Here is a 25,785-nt window from a genome sequence, read left to right as displayed (position 1 = left end):
CAGGCACGCGATGTTGGAGCAACCGTCGTTGCCGGAATTCGACTCCGCCGATGTCGTGGAGAGTGCCGTCGTCGCCCGGTTGGCGAAGAACTGGTCACAACGCGCGACGGTCAAGAAGCCCGAACCCGAGCTGGACGATCTGTTCGACATCGCCAAGCAGGATTTCCCCGACGCTCTGATCCCGTTCGGTGAGCACGACACCTTCACCGGTGCCACTCCCGAGCAACAGAATCGACTTCGGGCGTGGGGCTGGATCGCGTTCAACAAGAACGTGATGGACGTCGAGCAGCATGTCGTTCATCCCGGTTTCGCCCTGCTGGCGCAAGACGTGTTCGAGACCGGGATGGGTGACACCCTCGCAGTTGCGGTGACCCAGGCCATGGTGGACGAGCAGTACCACACCCTCATGCACCTCAACGCGAGCGCAGCCACCAGACGCGGACGCGGTTGGGCCCTGTCGGAACGCTCGCTGCCGTTCAGCTCCACCGTGCGCCGGCAACGCGCGGCACAGGCGAACAGTGACGACCCCTGGTCGGCCGCGATCAGCTCCCTCGCGTTCATGACGGTTGCAGAGATCTCCATCACGTCGTACCTGGACCTGATCGAGGACGACGACGTCATTCAGCCCATCAATCGGGCAACGGTCAAGCTGCACAACCGCGACGAGTACTGCCATGCGTCCATCGCCGACGACATGGCCGCGATCGTCTTCGAGCGACTCGGTCCCGACGACCGGCAGAAGTTCCTGGACGGCCTCGTCGATGGCATGGACGCGTTCTCGAGCAGCGATTTCTCCACCTGGGGACGCATTCTCGAACTCGAAGGCGTGCTGGGAGCCGAGGCGATGCTCGCCGATGTCGAGCAGGACAAGAGCCGGCGCGCGTTGGTTCAGGACTACAGCGGGTTGCGGTCTCTGTGCCGAAAACTCGACGTCGAGAACAGTATCGATATCGACTGGGGCTGACTGCGGAACTCACGCAACGACGCCCCTCCACGTAACATCCACGGCGAATTTCGCTATCAAGTAGTGGCCCTCGACTCCACGGGGTCCGATCCCACCACTCCCCCCGACAGCTCGGAGATTCGATGTCGTCAGCTCAACACGCAGCCGTACACGTGGAGGACGTACACAAGTCCTTCGGCGATGTGCAAGCGTTGCGCGGCATCAGCTTCTCCGCGGAGCGGGGAACAGTTCTGGGCATTCTCGGCCCGAACGGTGCAGGCAAGACGACGACCGTGAAGGTGCTCTCCACCCTGATCGCACCCGACAGCGGCAGAGCCTTCGTGGCGGGTCACGATGTCGCAACCGACGCTCCGGCAGTACGCCGCTCGATCATGATGACCGGGCAGTACGCGGCCCTCGACGACACACTGTCCGGCCGCGAGAACATCGAGCTCTTCGGTCGTCTGATGGGTCTGGACAAGAAGGCCGCGAAGGCCCGCGCCAAGGCGCTGCTCGACGAGTTCGACCTCTCCGATACCGGCAAGCGCCCCGTGCGCGGCTACTCGGGTGGTATGCGTCGCCGCATCGACATCGCCTGTGGCCTCGTCGTGCGGCCGGAGGTCGTGTTCCTGGACGAGCCGACCACCGGACTCGACCCACGCAGCCGGCAGGGCGTCTGGTCGCTGGTCGAGGCACTCAAGGCACAGGGCATCACCGTGCTGTTGACGACGCAGTACCTCGAAGAAGCAGACGTTCTGAGCGACAACATCATCGTCATCGACAAGGGCACGGTCATCGCAGAGGGCACGTCGGACCATCTCAAGGCAATGACCGGCGGAAGCTACTGCGAGGTCGTTCCTCTCGATCCCGGCCAACTCCGTGCGGCCGCCGAAGCCCTGGGCGACATGGTCCCCGCTGCAGTTCACGCCGAGATCACCGCTGCCTCGGACCGGCTCTCCGTTCCCGCACCCGACGGCGCGGCAACGCTGTCGGAGATTCTGCGGCGTATCGATGCGAGGGGAATCGTGCTCGCCGACATTGCTCTGCGCCGCCCGTCGCTCGATGACGTGTTCCTCACGCTCACCGGGCACTCGCAGACGAGCACCACACCGTGACGGCCACTACGCGAGGCGTCGCCGATTCGAAGGCCAGAACCGTCCAACGGGCCGATGCCGGTTCGACGGCTCAGCAGCCGAAACGACGGTCGAGGACGAAGCCGTCGGGGTTCGTGCAGTGGCAGGCCCTCACCGGCCGCGCACTGTGGACCATGCTGACCAAGGGCGAGTTGCTGATCGCGGTCATCGCCCCGTTGATCTTCACCATCGGCTTCTACCTGCCGTTGAAATTCGTGATGGGCCTACAGGGCATCGACTACGCGCAGTTCCTGATGCCGATCATCGTGTTGCAGGCCATGGCGTTCACCGCCATCTCCGCCGCGCAGAGGGCATCGACGGAGGCGATGAGTGGACTGAACTCTCGCTTGAAGACGATGCCCGTCGTACGCGGTGTCCCACTGGTGTCGCGAATCTCAAGCGGAGTAGTTCGCTCGTTGGTGTCGCTGGTATCCGCCCTCGGTTTCGGTTATGTCATCGGTTTTCGCTTCACGGCAGGGTTCGGTCAGGCCCTGTTGTTCTGCGCACTCGCGATGCTGATCAGCACCACGTTGTCGATCGGGGCCGATGCGATCGGAACTCTGTCGAAGAGTCCCGAAGCAACCAGCCAGGTGTTGACTCTCCCCCAGCTCATTCTCGGGATGGCGTCGTGCGGCTTCGTTCCGGAAAGTGGATTCCCGGAACTCATCCGACCGTTCGTACGCAACCAGCCGATCTCGCAGTTCTCCTTCGCGATGCGCGATATGGCCGAAGGCGGAGTCACTTTCCAGGTGTTGTGGCCGTCGCTCGCGTGGGTGACCGGCCTGATCCTGTTCTTCGTACCGCTCGCCATCTGGGCGAGCTCCAGGCCAGAGTGACGAGTCGGAGATGACGATGTCCGAAGCGTCGGTGAACACGACCCGCGTGTCCAGCTTGACCTTCCCCGAACCCAACATGGTGCTGGGCGAAAGGTCTGTCCGAGCTCTCTGGACCCACAGTCTGATCCAGGCCAAACGACTGTTGATGCGTTGGATGCGAGATCCGTCGACGATGATCCAGGCGTTGTTGTACCCCGCCTTGATGCTGGTCATGTTCCGTGTCGTACTCGGGAACTCGATTTCGGCGGCCACCGGTGCGCCGGCGATCTACGGCCAGGTGCCGATGATCGCTCTCGTCGGAGCCATGTTCGGATCGATCGTGAGTGCTGTCGGTCTCAAAGGCGAACGCAAATCGGGTTTGCTGTCACGGTTCTGGACGACACCGACGCACCGTGCCGCCGGTCTGCTGGGCAGAATGATTGCCGAAGCAGTTCGAGTGCTGGTCACCACGCTCGTGATCACCTGTGCCGGTGTGGCAATGGGGTTCAGATTCACCCAGGGAATCCCGGCCGGCATCCTGTTGATGTTGATACCGGTTGTATTCGGTATCGGTTTCGCCGTGATGATCACATTCCTGGCCACCGTCGCCGGCGACGCACCCCTGGTCGAGGTCGTGTCGATCTTTGCCACACTGCTCATGTTCTTCAACGCCGGCTTCGTACCCGTGCTCGCCTACCCGCCATGGCTTCAACCGGTCGTCGCGGCGCAGCCGATGTCGGTGGCGGTCGATGCAATGCGAAACCTGGCAATGGGTGGTCCGGTCCTGACGCCGGTGTTGCAAACTCTTGCGTGGTCACTCGGAATGGCAGTTGTGTTTCTGATCCCCGCAATCCGCGGCTACAAGAAGGCATCTTCGGACGGCTGACAGGGGTCCACACCCGGGTGCTTTCGGACCAATACGTAGCCCGAGCGGGGAGGGGTCCGGATCTGTTCCTCAGTCGAAGACCATTTCCCAGCCAGTAAGGACGTAAGGGTCAGCCGGCACCTGTGAATGGCAGACCGAAGTGTCGAACACCCGATATTCAGATGGTTGACAAATTGACCAATGAAGTGAGCATTATCACATTGCAGCGGGTACACAACTCGCCCACCAGTAGTTCTGCAATTGTCCAAAAGGACGCTCGCAGTAAAAATGTTACGGTTCTGTCAACCCCATGCTAAAGCTGACGTCGTCCGACGCGGCGAGCTGAATCGGAAAGAGGCCATGGCGATTACACCCCGAGCCGCGCGAATTCTCTGTGCGCTCGCAGCAGCGTTTGCCATGATCATCTCCGGACAAGCCATCGCGTCCGCCGATCCTGCCGCTACCCCTGCACAGTTCCCGACCGTCGAGGGGACCAACGACTTCGGCTGCGTCCCCAGCCCCGAGCATCCTCGACCCGTCGTGCTCATTCACGGCACCAAAATGGACGCCACGACGTGGACGATCCTGGCCCCTCAGCTCATCGAACAGGGCTACTGCGTGTTCGCGCCCAACTACGGCGCGGTCGGACTGCTTTTCGAACCCGGCAAGATTGTCTGGGGATCGGGTGACATACCCGAATCGGCACGCGAGATCGGCGGCTTCATCGATCGAGTTCTGACCGAAACAGGAGCCTCACAGGTCGACATCGTCGGACACTCGCAGGGCGGAATCGTAGCCAGGCAGTACATGAAGTTCGACGGAGGAACAGATCCCGCCGACCCCGCTCGCAACAAAGTCCACAGCCTTGTCACCTTGGGCGCGACAAACCACGGAACAACTTTCGGTGGATTGCAGGAGTTGGCAAAGCTCGTCACCTCACTCGGACTGCCCGGTGACGCCATCACACCCTTGACGTGGAACATGGCCGGTGCCCAGCAACTCGTCGGCTCTCCGGTTCTGGTCAATCTCAATGCCGGTGGTGATGTGCTGCCCGGAGTCGACTACACGGTGATCGCCACTCGTGACGACACGATCTCTACCCCGCCCGAGCTGACCTTCCTACGCACGGGTGATACGGAGTCGGTTCACAACGTGTGGGTGCAGGATGTCTGTCCCGCCGCTACCACTACCCACGTCGGGCTCGTCACCGATCCAGTACCGAACCACATGGTGCTCTCCGCACTCGACCCGGAGTACGCCGCAACCCACACTGCAGCTTGCTGATCATTCGCGATTACCGCTCCCAGCAGGAGAGGTCAGCTTTTGCATGATTCCGTAGCCGTCTCGATCGTGGTGCCCGCCCACAATGCCGGGGAACTACTGGCAGTCCAGTTGACCGCACTGTTGCAGCAGGATTACGACGGCCGATTCGAGATCGTGGTGGTCGACAACAATTCGACAGACGGCTCGGTGGACCACCTCGAAATTTCGAATACAGGTCAGGCGGTACGCATCGTGCGGGCCCACGACGGTGTCGGCCCTGCTTACGCCCGCAATCGAGGGGCAGACGCCGCCCAGGGCGAACTGCTGCTGTTCTGTGACGCCGACGATCGAGTCCACCCCGATTGGGTTCGCAAGATGGTCGATTTTCTGCACGATGGCAGCTACGACATCGTGACCTCTGCTGTCGAAGGACGAACCCTCAACCCCGCGGGGCATCGCAAGATCGCCGAGATCGCATCTCCGGAGACCTTTCAATCCCCCAAGTTCTTTGCACCGATCGTCGTGGGTTGCAGCTTCGGATGCACCGCTGCGGCATACCGAGATTTGGGTGGGATCGACGAAACCTACCGTGCCAACGAGGAAGTCGAATTCGGATGGCGGGCAGTTCGGTCCGGCTACCGTGTGGGCTACTTGCCCGAGGCACTTGTCGCATACCGGTATCGCGTCGGCTTCCGAGCCGGCTTCCGCCAGGGCGTGTCTCGCGGAACCAGTTTCGCGCGACTCGCAGATGCGTTCCCCGACAGTGGGCTACCCTCCCAATCGGCCACTCGCCTCTGCCGTGAACTCCTCGGACTCGCTGTCGCGCGTGCGACACCCGAGGAGCGCGGCTTGCTGACAGGTATCGCCCTCGGCCGCCTGCGCGGCGCGATCACGCACCGCACCCTTCGTCTCTAGTCGACCGTTGTCCCCTCGGCGGCGTGCATCGCTGTGTCGAGTGCCCGCCCGACGACCACCAGCGACTCCGCTGAGGTCATGTTCGCGTGGGTAGCGTCGACGTCGATGTTCTCGATGGTGCCGCCCACGTACGGCGACCACAGCAGGGCCGCATCGCTTGCAGACGGGTGATCTCGCGCTGCGGAGAAGAACAACAGATCCCCCTCAAGCGCCAGCGGCGAATAGCCGTTGATCTTCATCGCGCTCGCCAGAGCGTCCTCATACAGGTTCGACACCTGCAGCTCGTCGAACATGTCCAGTTCGGCCAGCACGAGATCGACAACCTGCCGGCGAGTGGCCTCGCTGCGCAAGTCGGTGAATGCCCCCGCTCCGCCGATCCCGAGCGCATGCAGGTTGTCCGCGAACTCCTCGGCGAAGACCGTCTCGTCGACAGTCGGGAGACTGTCGAGCATCGCGACCACTCCCACGTCGTGCCCGGATGTTCGGAGCGAAACGCTGATGGCATGGGCGAGCACGCCGCCGAACGACCAACCCAGTAGATGGATCGGACCGGTCGGCTGCACACGAAGAATCTCGCGGGCGTAGAACTCGGCTTGCTCATCCATGGTTGTCGGCAATGCCGAACCACCGCTGAGTTGCGGAAGCTGCAGGCCGTAGATGGGGCGTCCCGGAGCGGTGGTCTCGGCCAGCGCGGCATAGTTCCAGGCCAGCCCGATCATCGGGTGGATACAGAACAACGCGGGACGGTCACCGCCAGTACGAATGGGCAGGACTGTCGCCAACGGGTCTGCTGCGTCCGTGGAGCCGAGAGACTCCTGAATCCGGCGTGCCAGCAGCTCGACGGTGGGCTCGGTCAGAATCCACTGCACCGCAACTGCAGCGCCGCAACGTGAACGGATCCGAGCGGCAAGCTTGGCCGCGAGGAGCGAATTGCCACCGAGCTGGAAGAATCTGTCGTCGAGCCCGACGTCATCGAGTCCCAGCACGTCGGCGACCGAGGCAGCCACGTCCGCTTCGAGATCTGTGGTCGGCGCGCGAAACTCGTTCCGGCGCACCTGCGGGTCCGGTAGTGCGCGACGATCGAGCTTGCCGTTGACCGTCAACGGCAACAACTCGAGGGCAATCAGGGCGTCGGGGACCATGTAAGACGCCAGGCTCTGCGCCACGTGCCCGCGAACGTGATCGAGATCCACGGACCCGTCGACGGGAACCACGTATCCGACGAGCCGGGATCCGAGGTGATCGTCATCGCGGACGATGGCGACAGCCTGCGCCACACCGGGTGCGGACCGAAGCGCTGCTTCGACCTCGCCGAGCTCGATCCTGAAGCCTCGCAACTGCACCTGCGAGTCCGCCCGCCCGACGTAGTCGAGGGTGCCCTGCGGCGTCCACTGCGCCAGATCGCCGGTGCGGTACATACGCGCGCCGACGCCCTGGAACGGATTCGCGACGAATCGTCCCACTGTCAGTCCTGCACGTCCGAGGTACCCGCGCGCGAGCTGCACACCGAAGACGTAGACCTCGCCCACCACTCCGACCGGGACCGGGCGCAGACCCTGATCGAGGACGTACGTTCCGAGGCCGTCGATCGCGGTCCCGATCGGGTGTCGGACGCTCTCGTCGACACCACGGACCTCATGGTGTGTCACGTGCACAGTGGTCTCGGTGATCCCGTACATGTTGCTCAGCAGCGGCGCATCGACTCCGTGCGCATCGAACCATCCGGTGAGCTTGCTCGGATCAAGGGCCTCGCCGCCGAACACGACGTGTCGCAACGCCGTCGGAGACGACGACGCCCGCTCGGCGTCGACGAACTGGTAGAACGCCGATGGCGTCTGGCTGAGCATCGTCACGCCTTCGCGCGCCACGAGCTCGACGAACTCTCGAGGCGACCGGGACGTGGCATGATCCACCACCACCAGAGTGCCGCCGTGCAACAACGGTCCCCAGATCTCCCACACGGAGAAGTCGAACGCGAACGAGTGGAACATCGTCCACACGTCACTCGGTCCGAAGTCGAATGTCCGCTCGGTGTTGCGGAACAGCCGTACGACGTTCTCGTTGGGTATCGCAACGCCTTTGGGCGTGCCGGTGGAGCCGGAGGTGTAGATGACGTAGGCGAGATCCGCGCCACTGCGCGCTGTACCGGTTCGGGTCGCCGAAGGCTCCTCGGTCGCACCCGCGCCCTCCCATGCGATGACTGGCACACCGAATTCGGCGTACGCCGTCGTGCCGTCATGGTCCGTCAGTACACACGTCGGACGCGCATCCTCGATCATGAAGCGCGCCCGGTCGAGCGGCAGTGACGTATCGACGGGGAGGTAGCCGGCACCGGACTTCAGTACGGCCAACAGGCCGACGATCAGCTCGATGCCCCGGGGAAGCGCTATGGCAACCAGGGTTTCCCGCCCCGCGCCAGCGGAGACAAGCGTGCTGACCAGCTTCTCGGCTCGTACGTCGAGGTCTCGGTAGGTCACGCGCTCGTCACCGAAGACCACGGCGGTGGCGTCGGGTGCGGCCAGTACCTGCTTCTCGAACAGTGAGATCAGCGATTCGTCCCACACCTCGGAATCGGACTCGGCTGCAACGGTTTCCGTCACACCGTTCCAGGTCTGCAGCAGCTGCGCCCGCTCGGCATCATCGAGAATGTCGATGGAACCGGCCGTGTCGGCTCCCTTCGAGGCGTCGGCGACGGAGTCCAGCACGCGAGCAAATCTCGTCGTCATCGATTCCGCGGCGTCCGCGTCGACCAGATCGGCCCGGTACTTCAGGGTGAAGGTGATCTCGGCGTCGGCCACGACCACCATGGTCAACGGATAGTGAGTTGCATCCTTGGTGTCGACACCGAGAACGCTCATCCCGTCGATCGAGCTTGCCGCGGACAACCCGGACTTGTCGATCGGGTACGACTCGAACACCACCAGGGTGTCGAACACTGCTGCCGAGCCGACCGTCTGCTGAATGTCGGTCAGACCCACGTAGTGATGATCGAGAAGTTCCGCCTGCGCCCTCTGTGTGCGGTGCACCAGATCCTCGATGCTCGAGTTCGCGTCCTGGGTGAATCGGACCGGAACGGTGTTGATGAACAGACCGACCATCGATTCGATGCCGTCGAGCTCCGCCGGACGACCGGACACCGTGGTTCCGAACACGACATCGTCGCGAGTCAGCAAGCGCGAGAGCAGGACTCCCCATGCCACCTGAACCAGAGTGTTCATCGTGACGCCCAGTTCCGACGCGCGGTCCGACAACCGAGCGGCGTCCACACCGCTGAGCACGAACTTCTTCTCGCCGATCTCAGGAGAGTCGGCATCTGCAGAGCCACGCTGCGAGATCAGCGTCGGATCGTCCAGTCCTGCGAACGCCCGTCGCCAAGAGTCCAGCGAGTCGTCGATGTCACGCGTGGACAGCCACGCAAGGAAATTGCGGTAAGGACGCACCCTCGGCAGGACGGACGTCTCACCGCGGGTTGCGTACAGGACCAGCAAATCCTTCATCAAGATGGGCATCGACCAGCCGTCGAGCAGAATGTGGTGGCTGGTCACGCCGAGCGTCCACCGATCGGCGGCCGTGCGGATCAGCAGGAATCTGATCAACGGCGGCGCGGTCATATCGAATCCGAGCGCTTGTTCAGCACTCAGCAACTGGTCCGCAGTCGTCGAATCATGTTCGGCGACAGTGAGATCGATGGTTCGCCACGGCACGCGAACCGACTCGACGACGACCTGTACGGCATTGCCGGTCTCGTCGCGCAGGTATGCGGTGCGTAGGTTGGCATACCGTTCGAGAATCCGATCCGCCGCTATGTGCAGCCTTTCCGAGTCGACGTCGCCGCCCAGGTGCAGCTGGATCTGCGTGGTGTACACGTCGGTCGTGGCCTCGGAGATCGACGCGTGGAACAGCAGTCCGTTCTGCAGCGGCGACAGCGGCCAGATGTCGCGCACCGACGGCAGCTGTGCCTCTACCTGCTCGATGTCGCGCTGAGTCAGCTGCACGAGCGGGAGATCCGACGGCGTCAGGCCTCCGGCGCCGTCCTGTCGTCCGTGCTCGACGATGGACGTCAGCGCATCTCGCCAGTGCTCGGCCAAGGCGTGAACGTCCGACTCCGACAACAGGGTCGTCGGGAAGCCGAAGTCTGCGGTGAGGCGTCCACCGACCACAACGGCGTTGATGTCGATCGGAGCCATGGCGGGGGCGTCCACGTCGGGCGTCCCGGTGAGGTCACCGAGATCGCCGGCCGGAATCCACCCGACCTTGTCCATGCCCTCGGGTATGTCGGCCGCCGACACACGGCCCAGGTAGTTGAAGCTGATCTGCGCGTGCGCCGCCGAGGGCGGTGCGAACGCCGGGTCGCCCATGTACCGCAGCAATCCGTAGCCCAGCCCCTTGTCCGGAATCGATCGCAACTGCTCCTTGACCGACTTCACGACGTCACCCGCAGCGACGCCACCGGAGAAGGCGTCCCCCACGTCGATGGTCTCGAGTTCGAGTCGGACGGGGTAGATGCCGGTGAACCAGCCGACCGTGCGGGACAGATCTGCCCCTGGGGCCAGCGACTCCTCGCGCCCGTGACCCTCGAGTCTGATCAGAACCGACGGAGACTGTGTACCCCGTTCTTCACGCCAGCGGGCCACCGCGAGCGAGAGTGCGGCGAGGAGAACATCGTCGACACCGGCGTTGAAGGCAGTGGGGATCGCCGTCGTCACGGCCTCGGTCGTGGCCTCGTCCACCTCGATGTGGACCTTGCGCACAGTCGATGCCAAGTCCACCGTGGGGTCGAAGGCGCGCGTACCGACGGGCACCTCGACCCGATCCAGAACCGAAGTCCAGTAGGGCAATTCGGCTCGACGGAGGTCGGAACCAGAGTTGTCGACCAGTGCGTGCGCCCATCGCCGGAACGACGTGCCGACGGCATCGAGTGTCGGTACGGACCCCGCAGACACCTGCAGCCAGGCCGAGATGAGATCGGGAACGATGATGCGCCAGGACACGCCGTCGACGACGAGGTGGTGAGCAGCGACGATGAGCCTGCCCGTGTCGGCGGTTCGTTCTCCCGACGGTGATGCCGGATCGAGCCAGGCGAACTCGACGACTCGTCCGGCCGCTGGGTCCAGACGACTCAGCGCACCCTCGAGTGCCGACCCAGCGAGGTTCAGACGATCCTCGTCACCGAGGCCCGGATCGACGGCCGTGCGAGTGACGGCCGCTGCGACATCGACACTGCCCTGCTCGCGCGTGCTCAGCACCCACGCACCCTCCACGTCGCGTTGCAGCACCGCACGCAACATGTCGTGGCGATCGATCACCGCGGTGAGGGTGGCGACGATCTGGTTCTCGGTGATGCCGGCAGGAAGCTCGAGAGCGAGGTTCTGGGTGAACCGATCGAAGCCACCGGCGCGCTCGACCATGAAACCGACGGCCGGGGTCAGCGGAATCGTCCCCACTCCCCCGCCGGGCAGTTCCTCGAGCACCTCGGCGGCACCGGATTCCACGATCTCGGACAGTGCGGCAACAGTTCTGAGCTCGAACACGTCCCGCGGTCCGAAGTTCAGGCCGCGGGCCCGGGCGCGCGAGACCAGCTGGATGGACACGATGCTGTCACCGCCGAGGGCGAAGAACGAGTCGTCCACGCCCACGGTGTCGACACCGAGTACTTCCGCGAACACCTCGCTCAGGGCGCGCTCGGTGTCGGTGGAAGGTTCCCGACCCGCAGCGGTCTCGAACACCGGCTCTGGCAATGCGTTTCGGTCGAGCTTGCCCACCGGGGTCAGCGGCACTTCGTCCACCACAACGACGGCCGAGGGGACCATGTGTGCAGGGAGAGATCTACCGACGTGCTCACGAACGTCGGCGGCGTCGATGTGAGCTCCCGGCTGTAGGCGCACGTAGGACACGAGGGCGGTGCCGCCGGAGGCAAGCGTCCGCCCGAGGGTGGCCACGAAGTCGACGCCCGGATAGGTCGCGACGACGGAGTCGATCTCACCGAGCTCGATGCGGAATCCGCGGATCTTGACCTGAAAGTCCGAGCGACCAACGTACTCGATCACGTTGCTGCCGTTGCTCTTTCGCCAGCGTACGACGTCACCTGTCCGGTACATCCGGTCTCCGGCATCGCCGAAAGGACTCGCGACGAAACGCTCGGCCGTCAGCCCGTGCCGCCGGAGATATCCCCGAGAGAGCTGCACACCGGCGAGATAGAGCTCGCCGGTGACGCCGAGCGGTACCGGACGCAGGCGCGAATCCAGGACGTACGACGCCATTCCCCGGATGGGCCCGCCGATCGACAACAGGTCGCCGGGGCTCAGAGCGTCGCTGATGTTGGTCATGATGGTGGTCTCGGTCGGGCCGTAGCCGTTGAAGAACCGAACGTGAGTGGACCAGCGCTGCACCAGCTCTGGCGAGCACTGCTCACCACCGGCGATCACGACCTCGAGACTGGTCACCGCGTCGGGATCGATCGAGGCCAGAACCGTCGGAGTCAAGAACGTGTGCGTTACCGACTCCCGCGTGATCAGCTCCTCCAGCTCGCCGCCGCCGTACGTGCGAGGAGGCGCGATCACGAGGGTGGACGCGGAGGCGACCGCGAGAAGTAGTTCGAGAACCGACGCGTCGAAACTGGGCGATGCGAAGTGCAGCGCGCGTGATCGCTCGGTCAGCGTGTATCGCTCACTCTGCTCGGCCGCGAAGTTGGCAAGCCCGCGATGCGTGACCACCACGCCCTTGGGCTTTCCGGTGGAGCCGGAGGTGTAGATGACGTATGCGGCGTCGTCGGTCTGTGCACGGCGAATCGAATCAGACTGCACTACTGGGGTGTTCGGCTGCGCGAGTGCGTCGACGACGATCCAGTCCACCTCGGTCGGCAGTGAGTCGACGACATCCGACGTCGTGAGCCCGATTGCTACGCCGGAGTCACTGAGCATGAAGCGAACTCGATCGTCCGGGTAGTCGGGATCGACGGGCACGAAGGCCGCGCCGGATGCCGTCACGGCCCACACCGCGGTCACCGACGAGATGCTCCGGCGAGTGGCGACAGCCACCGTGGTGCCCGGCCCGACACCGCGACCCCGCAGAATCTCCGCGATCGCGGCGGACGTCTCGTCGAGCTCGCGATAGGTCATCTGGTCGCTGCCCTGCGCCAGTGCAGTTCCGTCCGGGTTCGCCGCGACGGCATCGGCCATCAGGTCCGCGAGGGTTTGTGGGGCGACGGTTCCCACCGGCCCGCGCAGCAGATCCTGCACCTCGCAAGGTGCCGACAACTCGATATCGCCCACCACCGTCTCGGGATCGGCAGCAACGGCGGCCAGCACCCGCACGAGCCGCGCAGAGATCTCGTCGACGGTGTCGGCGTCGAACAAGTCTGTGGCGTAGGTGATCACGCCTGCCATGCCGTCGGCGCTGCCGTCTGGCCGGGCCTGTTCGGACAGCGTGAACTGCATGTCGAACTTTGCGCTCGTGTCCTCGATGTCGACACCGGCGATCGTCAGATCGGGCAGTGCCAGAGAACTGGTAGCCGGGTTCTGGAACGAGAGCGCAATCTGGAACAGGGGGTGCCGGGACTGCGAACGTTCGGGGTTCAGCTGTTCCACCAGACGCTCGAACGGCACATCGGCATGCGCGAAGGCCTCGAGGTCCGCGTGCCGAACTGTGTTCAGAACGGTCGCGAACTGGCTGCTCGGCTGGACGTCGGTCCGCAGTACGAGCGTGTTGACGAACATTCCGACGAGATCGTCGAGGGCGGCGTCCCCGCGGCCCGCGATCGGCGTGCCGATCACGACGTCGTCGGTCGCCGCCAATCGTGCCAACAGCACTGCGAGCGCTGCGTGGACCACCATGAACAGCGTCGAACCACGCTCGCGTGCGACCCGGCCGAGGGAGGCGTGCAGGGACGCGTCGATCTCGAAACGGGCCGCTGCTCCCCTGTTGCTGATCACCGGTGGACGAGGTCGATCCGTGGGCAGATCCACTCGGTCGGGGATTCCGGCCAGCGTCCGGGTCCAGAAATCCAACTGCTTCGAGAGCACCGACTCCGGGTCGGTCTCCTCACCCAGTACCCGACGCTGCCACAGGGTGTAGTCCGCGTACTGCACGGCCAGATCCGACCAGCTCGGGGCAGCTCCCGCCGTGCGCGCCGAATACGCCACCGCAAGATCCCGCGCGAGCGGCCCCATCGAGAATGCGTCACCGCTGATGTGGTGCACCACCACGGCCAGTACGTGCTCGCGTTCACCGAGCCGGTAGAGCCACGCTCTCAGCGGTACCTGGATCGTCACATCGAACGGCATGCTCATGGCGTCGGTCAAAACCGCGACGAGTTCGTTCGACTCGACGGCAATGGGCGTGAGATCGGGCACCTCGATGCCGTCGGTCACCACCGATTGCCTTGCCCGACCATCTGTTTCGGGATACAGCGTCCGCAACGACTCGTGTCGATGAACGATGTCGGATACCGCGCCCTGTAGCGCAGCCACATCCAGATCACCGGTCAGCGAGATCGCCAACGGCAGATTGTCGGCGGCCGAGGTGGTGTCGAACTGGTTGAGGAACCACATCCGCTGCTGTGCGTACGACAGCGGGATCTCCGCCGGACGCTCGACAGGCTCGAGCTTCGGAACGGCGCGCTCGGACGACAACGCCGAGACCGCCGCAGCGAAGGCGGCGACAGTGGAGGCCTCGAACAGCGCTCGAACCGGAACACGCCATCCGGCGACAGCCCCCACTCGTGCGACGAGACGGGTTGCGATCAGAGAGTTCCCGCCCAGAACGAAGAAATCGTCGTCGAGTCCGACGCGGTCGACACCCAGAACATCGCTGAACGATGCCGCGACGATTTCTTCCACCGGTGTCGACGGTGCGCGGTACTGCCGGGTATCGATCGACGGGGACGGTAGTGCTCGACGGTCCAACTTGCCGCTCGAGTTCAACGGAAGTTCGCCGAGGACAACGACGGCACTCGGAATCATGTACGCGGGCAACAAGTTCTTGGCGAACTCGGTCACAGATGCACGATCGGGTGCGGCACCGACCGTCGGCACCACGTAAGCCACGAGCTGATCACCGGTGGCCGTCGGCACCACCAGCACGACGGCCTGGTTGACATCGGCAGAGGTGAGCAGCGCAGACTCGATGTCGCCGAGTTCGATGCGCTGGCCGCGGAACTTGACCTGGAAATCGCTGCGCCCGATGTAGTCGAGCACGCCGTCGGGTCGACGCCGAACCAGATCGCCGGTGCGATACATCCGAGTGCCGGAACCACTCACGTCGGCGACGAATCGGTCCGATGTCAGATCCGGACGGGCGACGTAGCCCCGGGCGAGCTGGTCACCGACCAGATACAGCTCGCCCTGCACACCTGCCGGCACAGGGTGCAGTCGTCGGTCGAGTACCAGTGCGCCGACGTTCCACTCGGCCACACCGATGGGTACCGAGCCGCGCGAATCCGGCTCCGCGCGATGATGGGTCACCGATACCGCAGCCTCGGTAGGCCCGTAGAGATTGTGGACGCGGGCAGTGCTGACGCGACCGAAATCGGTGACGGTCTCCGGCGGCAACGCTTCACCGATGACGAAGATGTCACGCAGCGTCGCACATTCGGCGGCGCGTGCGTGCGCAGCGAACACGGTGAGCATCGACGGCACGAAGTCCGTGAGTGTCACCCCGTGCCGGGCAATCGAGGCCGAGATGTACTCGGGATCGCGATGCCCGTCCGGCGTCGCGAGGACGATGCGGCCCCCGGTACGCAGCGGGAGGAAGAAACCCCACACCGACACGTCGAAGGTGGTTGCGGTCTTCTGGAAATAGACGTCGGTGTCCGCCACGTCGTACTGTGCCGCCATCCACGCCAACTGGTTCTCGACCGCGCGGTGCGAGACCGCGACTCCCTTGGGGTTTCCGGTCGAGCCGGAGGTGAAAATGACATAAGCGGGACTGGCCGTGTGCAGGGGGCGCAACTCGTTCGTGCGCAGAGGAGAACCGTCGAGCGCTGGGTCGAGGGTGTCGATCGCGATGGACTCCGGCACCGTTTCGTGCCGGCGGGTCTCGTCGGGTTCGATGTCGGCGGCGCTGGTGAGCAGACACAGCGGGTCAGCCGTGCCGAGGATGTGGGCTCTGCGTTCGCTCGGGAGATCAGGATCGATCGGCACGTAGGCACCGCCTGCTCGAACCACGGCGTAGATCGCCACCAGCAGGTCGATCGAGCGCCTGACGGACACGGCGACGAGCACCTCGGGGCCGACACCGCGCGAGATCAGGTGCCGCGCAAGCGCGTTGACTCGACAGTCGAACTCCGCGTAGGTCAGCGTGACGTCCTCGAACGTCACCGCCGGCGAATCGGGAGTCGCGGCTACCTGCCGCACGTAGGCGTCCAGGATCGACCGGTCCGGCACCGCTGCTGCGTCGACGGCAGCGTGTTCGGTGGACTGTGCTCGCTCGGCGGCGTCGAGCAGATCCACATCGCCGACCGGAAGTGTCGGCGCATCGATGAGCCGCGCGAGCAGCAGGACGAAGCGGTCGGCGATTCCGCGTACCGTCGCCTCGTCGAAGAGATCTGCCGCATAGGTGAACGTGCCCGCGAGAGCGTGCTCCTCGGTACCGGCGGCGCGGTCCTCCAGGACCAGTTGCAGGTCGAACTTCGCGACCACCTCACCGAAGTCCAGCGGGGCGATCGTCAGATCGGGCAGCTCGAGTGTGCCTGTCGCCTGGTTCTGGAAGAACAGAGCAACCTGGAACAGCGGGTGACGGTCGCCGGATCGAATGGGGTCGAGCACCTCCACCAGACGCTCGAACGGGAGGTCGGCGTGCGCGAACGCCTGTAGATCGGCCTCGCAAACCTGGAAAAGCAGGTCCGAGAATGTGCGGGACGCATCGACGGCGGTCCGCAGAACGAGGGTGTTGACGAACATTCCGATCACGTCGTCGAGCGCCTGCTCACCTCGACCGGCGATCGGCGATCCGACGACGACGTCAGTGGAATCGGACAGGCGGGCGAGCAGCACCGCGAAGGCGGTGTGTACCACCATGAACGGCGTGGCCCCGTGCTCGCGGGCCAGACGCCCGATCGCCGCCGTCGACGCCGCGTCGATGTCGAATCCGAGTACCCGACCGACTCCGGACGGATCTAGTGGGCGGCTACGGTCGGTCGGCAGGTCGAGCTGATCCGGCAACCCCTCGAGGTTGTCCTTCCAGAACGAAATCTGCTGATGCGCAACGGACTCGGGATCGTCATCGGATCCGAGCACCTCGTGCTGCCACAGCGTGTAATCGGCATACTGCACGGCCAGTGGTTCCCAGCCGGGTGCATTCCCCGCGCTGCGAGCGGCGTAGGCGGTCATGATGTCTCGCACCATCGGCGCAACGGACGAGCCGTCGGCGGTGATGTGGTGGGCCACCAGCACGAAGACGTAGTGGTCGGTGCCCAGATGCAACAGGTGCAACCGCACAGGGACCTGCTGGGTCACATCGAAACCCGTGAAAGCCAGCTTCTGGACCCGACGCGCGACCGCATCGGCCTCGATCGATTCGATTTCGAGCGTGACGCCGCTCTCGACTGCGTCCCGCACCATCTGGTACCCGGTCCCATCGACCTCGGGGTAGTACGTGCGCAGGGATTCGTGACGATCGACGACATCGTCGATCGCGGAAGAGAGCGCCGGGACGTCGAGAATTCCGCGCAGTTCGATGGCGGCGGGGATATTGTTCGCTCCTGACGCGGTGTCGAAGCGGTTGAGGAACCACATCCGCCGCTGAGCCAACGACAGCGGGATCCGCTCGGGCCGCTCCCTTTTCGCCAGCACCGGCTGCGGTCGGCTCGCGGCGTTGTCGCCATCGGACGAGGCAATCTCCAAACGGACGGCGAGGGACTGCACCGTCGAGAACTCGAAGACGGTGCGTGCCGGCACTCGGGTTCCGGTCGCAGCGCCGAGACGTGCGGCCAATTGCGTTGCGATCAGCGAGTTTCCACCGAGCTCGAAGAAGTCGTCGTCGGCACCGACTCGGTCCATTCCGAGCAGCTCACCGAAGATCTGCGCGACGGTGTTCTCGAAGGGCGTCGACGGGGAACGGAACTCTGCCGCGGCGAAGACCGGAGCGGGCAACGCGGCGCGATCCAGCTTGCCGACGGGCGTCAGGGGAATCGAGTCGAGTGCGATGATCATCGACGGAACCATGTGTCGCGGAAGATGTTGTGATGCAACCGAAAGAAGTGCTCGCTCATCGAATACCGACGTCGACTTCGGCAGTACGTACGAGACGAGGGCGGTGGACTTCGACGGGGTCTCGCGGCCGACCGTCACGGCGAATTCGACGTTGTCGTCGGCCGCCAGAACGGCGTCGATCTCACCGAGTTCGACGCGGAAGCCGCGAATCTTGACCTGAAAGTCGTTGCGGCCGATGTATTCGACCACTCGCTCGCCCTCGACCACCCGCCAGCGCACGACGTCTCCGGTGCGGTACATCCGCGCACCGCCCTCGCCGAACGGACAGGCAAGGAAGCGCTCCGAGGTCAGTCCACGTCGCTGGTGATAGCCGCGGGCAAGTCCCGGTCCGGCCAGGTACAGCTCTCCTGCCACCCCGTCGGGAGCTGGGTTGAGGGATGCGTCGAGCACATACGCGCTGACGCCGCGGATGGGTCCGCCGATGGTCACGCGCTCGTTCTCGGCGATCGGTCCGCCGATGTTGGTCATGATCGTCGTCTCGGTGGGCCCGTACCCGTTGAAGAAGCGGCGGCCCGGTGCCCATCGGTTCGCCAGCTCGGGCGGGCAGGCCTCGCCGCCGACGACGACGGTGTGCAGAGTGTTCGTGTCGGCCGGATTCACCGACGCCAGTGCTGCGGGGGTGATGAAGGCGTGACTCACGTTCTGCGCGCGGATGAGCGCAGCCAGATCGTCTCCACCGAAAATCTTCGGAGAGGCGACGACCATCGTGGAACCCCGGCCGATGCTCATCAGGAGTTCGAGTACGGACGCGTCGAAGCTCGGTGATGCGAAGTGCAGCACTCGCGACTGCTCGGTGAGCGAGTAGCGATCGATCTGCTCCTCGCAGAAGTTGCTCAGTCCGGCATGGGTGACGACGACGCCCTTCGGCAGACCGGTCGATCCGGAGGTGTAGATCATGTATGCCGGGTGCGTCGGTTCCAAGGCTCGCACCCGATCCTCCGCGGTGACGGGCTCGCCGGACAGTTCATCGAGACGCCGAGTCATGTCACTGTCGTCGATGACCAGCCATTCGACCTCCGCAGGCAGATCCTCGCTCACCGCGCCGACGGACAACCCCAGCAGCACGCCGGAGTCGGACACCATGTGCCGTACCCGGTCGGCCGGATAGGTCGGATCGATCGGCACGAATGCCGCGCCGGTCTTGGCCACCGCCCACAGCGCCATGACGGACAGATCGGAGCGCGGAATCGACAATGCGACGAAGTCCTCGGGACCGACGCCACGCGCGATCAGTACGCGGGCGAGGGCAGCCGATCGAGCATCGAGCTCGGCGTAGGTCCAGGTTCGGTCGTCGAACACGAGGGCATCCGAGTCGGGTCCGAGTTCGACTGCCGAGGCCAGCAGCTGAGGCAGGAGTGGGGTGCGCGGGCGCCGACGGCGTGCCGGACGCTCACGTCGTGCCGGCCGCTCTCTGGTTCGTGCTTCCCGGCCCCGCTCTTGCGAACCGTCCTGCACCGGGTTACCGCCGCCGGTCGTTCCTGCTGTCCCCGACGTCTCGGTGCCCATGTACTGTCGTGCTCCTCACATTCGAACGGCATTCGGCCGTCGACCACTCACCCGATTCAGCGCCGGCGAACTATGACGTCCGACGGTACGCATTACTCGAGATATCGGGCACTTAGTTGGATTCGTTACCCTCGAACTGACGCCGCGTTCACGTGTGAGCTGCTCGGCGATACGGATCCATGCGGTGCCGCTCACCGTCAGCGAGATACCCATTCGTCGAGGACGGGTCCGATCTCGGCGAGTGCCGTCGCCGACGCCATCTGCCAGTGTGTCGAATGAACCTGCGTCACGATCGGTTTCCCGTCGACGAACTCGGCCCACGTCGACGCACCGGCATCACCGGTCGGGTCGTCGACGACGGACGCGAAATAGAGCAGCTCGCCGTCGAACCGTTCGGGCTCATGGGCCTGCAACATCGCCGACGACCGTTCGATTCCGTCGACGATTCCCTGCACCCGCTCTCTCGACAAGGCGTCGAACGGAGCGGGCATGGTGCGTAGTAGCGCCATGGCAGAATCCACAGACAGTTCGGCCACGTCCGAGTCGTGTGCGGAGTCGATACCCAACCCGCCCAGCACCTCCCCCGCAGTCACCGTCCGTTCGACGAGATGCGTGGTTCTTGACAGCACGAACGAATCCATCATCGCCAGCGTCGACACCGTCTCGCCGAGCCCACGTAACTGCACGGCGACGGCATGAGCGATGACGCCACCCATCGACCACCCCAGCAGGTGGTAGGGACCGCTGGGCTGAATCTCGCGGATACGATCGACGAAGGTCGATGCCCACTCCTCGATCGAGGCGGGCATCGGGTCGCCGGCGAGTACCGGCGATTGCAGGCCGTAAATGGGCCGAGTTCTGTCGACGTACGGCGCAAGCCCGCCGAACGCCCACGACAGACCCACGATCGGATGTACACAGAAGAGTGGTGTTCCGCTGCCGCCGCGCAGTTCGACAACGGTGTCCAATCCGGTCTCTTCGGCGATCGGACTCTCGGCACCACGCGCCGCATCGATCCGAGACGCCAACGCCGTGACCGAGGAATCAGAAAACACCCACGACACCGGCACCGTCACGCCTTCGAGGGAGCGGCCCAATCGGGACACGAGCTTCATCGCCGACAGCGAGTTTCCGCCCAGCGAAAAGAAGTCGTCGTCCACACCTACTCGCTCGACGCCCAGTACATCCGCGAACACCGACGCCACCGCCTCCTCCAACGCGGTTGCAGGAGAACGGAATTTGCGTGCTTCGAACACTGGATCCGGCAACGCTCGGCGATCGAGCTTTCCCGCAGGATTCAGCGGAAGTGACTGCAGGACAACAAAAGTCGACGGAACCATGTACGACGGAACCAGCGAGCCGAGCCTGGTGCGAATATCCTCGATATCGAGAACCGCATCGGCTACCGGTACGAGGTACGCAGCCAGGAGGTCACCGGCGACCGAACTTGAGACCACGACCACTGCCTGACCGATCCCGCGCAACGATGTCAGAGCGGTCTCGATCTCCCCGAGCTCGATGCGCTGACCGCGGAACTTGACCTGGAGGTCGGTACGTCCGATGTACTCGATTCGGCCGTCGCCGAGCATCGACCACCGCACCAGGTCGCCCGTTCGGTACATGCGGTCACCGGCGCTGCCGAACGGATCGGCCACGAACCGTTCGGACGTCAGGTCCGGTCGTGCGACGTAACCGCGGGCCAACTGCACACCCGTCAGATACAGCTCACCGGGCACCCCGGCAGGAACCGGATTCAATCGCGAATCCAGAACTTGCACAACCGTATTCCATTCCGGTACACCGATCGACACCGAACCGTCACCGGACGCGGTACCGAGGTCGAGTGCGTCATCGGAGACATCACGATAGGTCACCGACACTGCCGCCTCGGTGGGACCGTAGAGATTGTGCACTCGTGCGTTCGACACTGCACGGCAGGCCGCCACCGTCCGAGAGGGTAGAGCCTCTCCGATGACGAATACGTGCTGAAGTGTAGATATCAATTCCGCAGCAACGGATTCCGCGAAGACAGTCAACATCGACGGTACGAAATCCGTCACGGTCACTCGGTGTCGAGAGATGAGGGTGCCGACGACATCGACCTCGCGCTGCGCACCCGGCGGCGCGATGATCAGCTGCCCGCCGGTCCGAAGGGGAAGAAAGAAGCCCCACAGTGATACGTCGAACGTCGTCGCCGTCTTCTGTAGATACACGTCCGATTCGTCGAGTCCGTACTCCTCGGCCATCCAGACCATCTGATTGACGATGGCCCGATGCTCGACGGCGACACCCTTGGGCCTGCCCGTCGAACCCGACGTGAACAGGACGTACGCGAGATCGGCGGAGTGGGGTCGACCGAACGTGGGCACAGAATCGGCTCGCTCCACCCCGTCGACGAGGAGGACCGAGACATCGCTGCCCGTCGTGAATTCGTCTCTGCTGGTGGACAGTACAACCATCGGATCTGCCGTGGAAAGAATGTGATCGTTTCGCTCGGTCGGTTGATCGGGGTCGAGGGGAACATAGGCCGCACCGGTCCGCAACACCGCATACATGCCGACGACCAGTTCGATGGATCTCCTCATGGCCAACCCGACGAGCGCGCCGGGACCGGAGCCGTCCTGATGCAACCGCTGCGCGACGGCATCCACCCGAGCCGCGAACTGGGCGTAGGTGAGCACCTCGTCACCGCAGACAACGGCTACGGCATCCGGCGTCGCGGCGACCTGTCGATCGAATCCGTCGAGCAGCAACTCTCCATCGGGCACACTCGAATTTCGAGTATCGTTCCACTGCACCAGAATCCGGTCTCGCTCGGAGTCCGATACGATGTCGAGGTCACCGGACGCCACGTGCGGGTTCTCGGTGACAGCATCGAGCAACGCAACCAGCCGCTCCCCGAAGGCGACGACGGTATCCTCGTCGAACAGGTCGGTCGCATACAGGAGTTCGCCGGCGAGTCCACCCGCCGACTCCGTGATCGTGACCTGCAGATCGAACTTGGCCGAGAACGCTGCGGACCCGAATCGCGAGACCGTCAACCCGGGAAGCTCGAACGTCCCCTCGGAGAAGTTCTGGAAGAACAGTGCAACCTGCACCAGCGGGTGTCGGTTCTGCGATCGCACCGGATCGAGCACCTCGACCAAACGCTCGAACGGCACGTCTGCGTTCTCGAAGGCGTCCATGTCGGAGATCCGGACCTGGTCGAGCAGCTGCGCAATCGATCGATCTCCGTCGATCCGCGTCCGCAGGATCACCGTATTGACGAACATGCCGACCAGATCGTCGAGGCCGGCATCGCCGCGACCACCGACCGGTGCACCGACGGCGACGTCGGGGGAACCGGACAGCCGCGCAAGCAGAACCGCCAACGCCGCATGTACCACCATGAACGGTGTCGCGTCGTGCTTGTGCGCGAGTTCGACGATGCGCTCGTACGTCGTGGGTTCGACGGCGAACTGCGTCAGTCCACCTCGCCCGGACGCCACCCGGGGACGTGGCCGATTCCATGGCAATTGCAGCTGCTCCTGGGTACCTGCCAAAGCAGCCTCCCAGAAAGCGACCTGCCTGGACACCAACGAATTCGGATCGTCCTCGGAACCGAGCATCTCGTGCTGCCACAGTGTGTAGTCGGCGTATTGCACAGCCAGCGGAGGCCAGTCCGGTGCATCTCCCGCCGCCCGAGCCACGTAGGCAGTCATCACATCTCGTGACAGCGGCCCCATGGACAACCCGTCGGCGGAGATGTGATGAGCGACGAAAGCCAACACGAATTCCGGCTCGGAACCGTCCGGGTCCGTGATCTCGAACAGCCGCACCCGAAACGGAATCTCCGTCGTCACGTCGAATCCCCTCGACAGGAACTCGCCCACCGCCTCGGACACCGACTCGCGTGACGCCGGAACGACTTCCATGGCGACGTCGACACCGGACACGTCGAGAATCTGCTGGAAGCCCGTTCCGTCGAGTTCGGGATACACGGTGCGCAGCGACTCGTGCCGAGCGATCACATCGTCTATCGCCGCGCGCATCGCATCGACGTCGAGTGCGCCGGTCAGAGCCAACGCCACCGGCACGTTGTTCATCGCCGATGCAGTGTCGAATCGGTTGAGGAACCACATGCGCTGCTGCGCCGGAGAAAGCGGAATATGTTGCGGGCGTGGCCTCGAGGAATCCAGAACCGTCAGGGCGTCGGCGTCGGTGGTGTCGATCGCCGCGGCCAAGGACTCTACGGTGGCGTTCTCGAACAGTGCCCGTGGTCGTACTCGACGCCCGAGGGCTGCGCCGATGCGCGCAGCGGCCTGAGTCGCGAGGAGCGAGTTGCCACCCAGCGAGAAGAACTCGTCGTTGGACCCCACCTCGTCCACACCGAGCAAGTCGGCGAACACGTCGGCCACGGCGATCTCGGTTGGAGTCGTCGGAGCGCTGAACTCGCGCACGGCGAACACCGGTTCCGGTAGCGCACTTCGATCGAGCTTGCCCGCCGGTGTCAGTGGAATCGACTCGAGTATCGTCAGCGTCGTCGGGACCATGTGGGCAGGCAAGTATCTCTTCGCTGCGTCCAGGACCTCATCGACGTCGAGATCCACCCCCGCGTTCGGCAGAACGTAGCCGACCAGTTCGGTTGCGCCGGAATCACGTCGATAGCCGACGGTCACGGCGAAGTCGACCCCGTCGACGGCCGCGAGCACCGCGTCGATCTCCCCGAGTTCGATGCGAAAGCCGCGCAGTTGAATTTGCGCGTCGTTGCGACCGACGTACTCCACCACGGGTCCGCTGTCGCCGTGCCGCCACCGAACCAGGTCGCCGGTTCGATACATCCGCGAATGTGAAGCATCCCCCTCTGCTGCAAAGGGATTAGCCACGAACCGTTGCGCCGTGAGCGCCGTGCGTTCGAGATAGCCGCGGGCCAGTCCAGGCCCACTCATGTACAGCTCCCCCACCACACCCGCCGGAACCGGCCGGAGTCGGTCATCGAGCACATGACCGGCCATACTCTGTGTGGGAGAGCCTATGTCGACAGCCCCGCCGGGGACGAGCGGGGCGGACAGACTGCAGATGACGGTCGTTTCGGTAGGACCGTAGGCGTTGTGGAACTGCCGACCACGGGCCCACCGTCCCATCAGCTCCGCGGTGAAGGTTTCCCCACCGACGGCGAGCGCGCGAAGTTCGGGAAGGTCGCCGGAATCCATTGTCGTCAGCGCGGCAGGCGTGATGATCGCGTGAGTGACTCGATGCTCCGCCATGATCTCGGTCAATTCCGAGCCGCCGTAGATGCCCGACGGAACGATCACCATCATCGACCCGTTCACGATGGAGATCAACAGTTCCAGCACGGAGGCGTCGAAACTGGGTGAAGCGAAATGCATTGTGCAAGAGTCACCGGAGGTCTCGAACGTGTCGTTGACGGTGGCGGCGAGCGGGGCAAGTCCGGCGTGCGTGACCGCGACCCCTTTCGGCCTTCCGGTCGACCCGGACGTGTAGATCACATAGGCCAGATTGGCGGGAACCGGCTGAGCCAGACGGTCCTGCGGTGCGATCGGCTCTGCCGACAACTGCTCGAGTTGCCGCTTTTCGTCGGGCCCGTCCAGCGCGATCCACGACACTCCGTCGGGCAGCTCGGCTACCCGGTCGGACGTCGTCAGTCCCCACCGAACACCGGAGTCGGTCACCATGTGCTCGATCCGCCCGGGGGGATACCGCAGATCGATCGGCAGGAAGGCTCCGCCGGACTTCGCGACCGCCCACACCGAGGCCACGGACTCGATGGATCGATCGAGCGCAATCGCCACCAGGTGGTCCGGTCCGACGCCGTGAGAGATCAACAGCCGAGCCAACTTCGACGACTGACCGTCGAGTTCTTCGTACGTAACCGACGTTTCGCCGAATACGAGCGCGGTACCCGTCGGATTCTTCTCGACCGCTGCCGAAAGCAAGGCCGGCAAGGTAGGAACCCGTGCAGCTCGGCTACGGCCCGGTTTCGGACGCCTGACACGTCCATTCGGTCGCTTTGCCTTACCCGACGTACTGGTCCCCGACCAATCCGAACTCACTCAACACTCCTCATCGGCGGCGCTCCCGCACAACCACCTCAGTGAGGCGCGTCGAGAACGCTCACCGTCTCTATGGACGGTTG

8 protein-coding genes are annotated in these 25,785 nt (G+C 64.4%); 6 read left to right on the top strand and 2 right to left on the bottom strand.

Annotated features, from left to right (window positions below; translation table 11 throughout):
- Positions 1-10: 10 nt before the first annotated feature.
- From AB0362_RS12115 to AB0362_RS12090, 6 genes are all read left to right on the top strand, one after another.
- Positions 11-964, top strand: coding sequence for a diiron oxygenase (locus AB0362_RS12115; protein ID WP_317532217.1), 954 nt, complete (start codon positions 11-13; stop codon positions 962-964).
- Positions 965-1,086: 122 nt separating this feature from the next.
- Positions 1,087-2,058, top strand: a complete 972-nt coding sequence (locus AB0362_RS12110; RefSeq protein WP_068051396.1) for a daunorubicin/doxorubicin resistance ABC transporter ATP-binding protein DrrA — start codon at positions 1,087-1,089, stop codon at positions 2,056-2,058.
- Complete coding sequence (locus AB0362_RS12105; protein WP_317532216.1) at positions 2,055-2,912, top strand: ABC transporter permease; 858 nt, start codon at positions 2,055-2,057, stop codon at positions 2,910-2,912. The genes AB0362_RS12110 and AB0362_RS12105 overlap by 4 nt, the downstream gene beginning before the upstream one ends.
- A 10-nt stretch (positions 2,913-2,922) precedes the next feature.
- Positions 2,923-3,777 carry an ABC transporter permease gene (locus tag AB0362_RS12100; RefSeq protein WP_317532215.1) on the top strand — a complete coding sequence of 285 codons (855 nt, stop codon included), beginning with the start codon at positions 2,923-2,925 and terminating at the stop codon, positions 3,775-3,777.
- A gap of 339 nt (positions 3,778-4,116) precedes the next feature.
- Positions 4,117-5,040: an alpha/beta fold hydrolase gene (locus tag AB0362_RS12095; RefSeq protein ID WP_317532214.1), complete on the top strand. Its 924-nt coding sequence runs from the start codon at positions 4,117-4,119 to the stop codon at positions 5,038-5,040.
- Between the two features lie 39 nt (positions 5,041-5,079).
- On the top strand, positions 5,080-5,934 hold the full coding sequence (locus AB0362_RS12090; protein WP_317532213.1) for a glycosyltransferase family 2 protein: 855 nt from the start codon (positions 5,080-5,082) through the stop codon (positions 5,932-5,934).
- Here AB0362_RS12090 and AB0362_RS12085 read toward each other — a convergent pair.
- Together AB0362_RS12085 and AB0362_RS12080 are read right to left on the bottom strand one after the other, a co-directional pair.
- A complete protein-coding gene (locus tag AB0362_RS12085) occupies positions 5,931-19,649 on the bottom strand; it encodes a non-ribosomal peptide synthetase (protein ID WP_317532212.1) in 13,719 nt (4,572 codons plus the stop codon). The two genes, AB0362_RS12090 and AB0362_RS12085, sit on opposite strands and share 4 nt — an antisense overlap.
- A 197-nt stretch (positions 19,650-19,846) precedes the next feature.
- Positions 19,847-25,585, bottom strand: a complete 5,739-nt coding sequence (locus AB0362_RS12080; RefSeq protein ID WP_317532211.1) for a non-ribosomal peptide synthetase — start codon at positions 25,583-25,585, stop codon at positions 19,847-19,849.
- Positions 25,586-25,785 lie beyond the last annotated feature (200 nt).

Source organism: Rhodococcus sp. NPDC079359, from assembly GCF_040702585.1.
GTDB lineage: Bacteria > Actinomycetota > Actinomycetes > Mycobacteriales > Mycobacteriaceae > Rhodococcoides.
This window is presented reverse-complemented; position numbering and strand designations above follow the sequence as displayed.

Bases quoted from the DNA above. Each gene is read 5' to 3' on its own strand.
- AB0362_RS12115 (WP_317532217.1), top strand. From the start codon at position 11: ATGTTGGAGCAACCGTCGTTGCCGGAATTCGACTCCGCCGATGTCGTG.
- AB0362_RS12110 (WP_068051396.1), top strand. From the start codon at position 1,087: ATGTCGTCAGCTCAACACGCAGCCGTACACGTGGAGGACGTACACAAG.
- AB0362_RS12100 (WP_317532215.1), top strand. From the start codon at position 2,923: ATGACGATGTCCGAAGCGTCGGTGAACACGACCCGCGTGTCCAGCTTG.
- AB0362_RS12095 (WP_317532214.1), top strand. From the start codon at position 4,117: ATGGCGATTACACCCCGAGCCGCGCGAATTCTCTGTGCGCTCGCAGCA.
- AB0362_RS12085 (WP_317532212.1), bottom strand. From the start codon at position 19,649: ATGGGCACCGAGACGTCGGGGACAGCAGGAACGACCGGCGGCGGTAAC.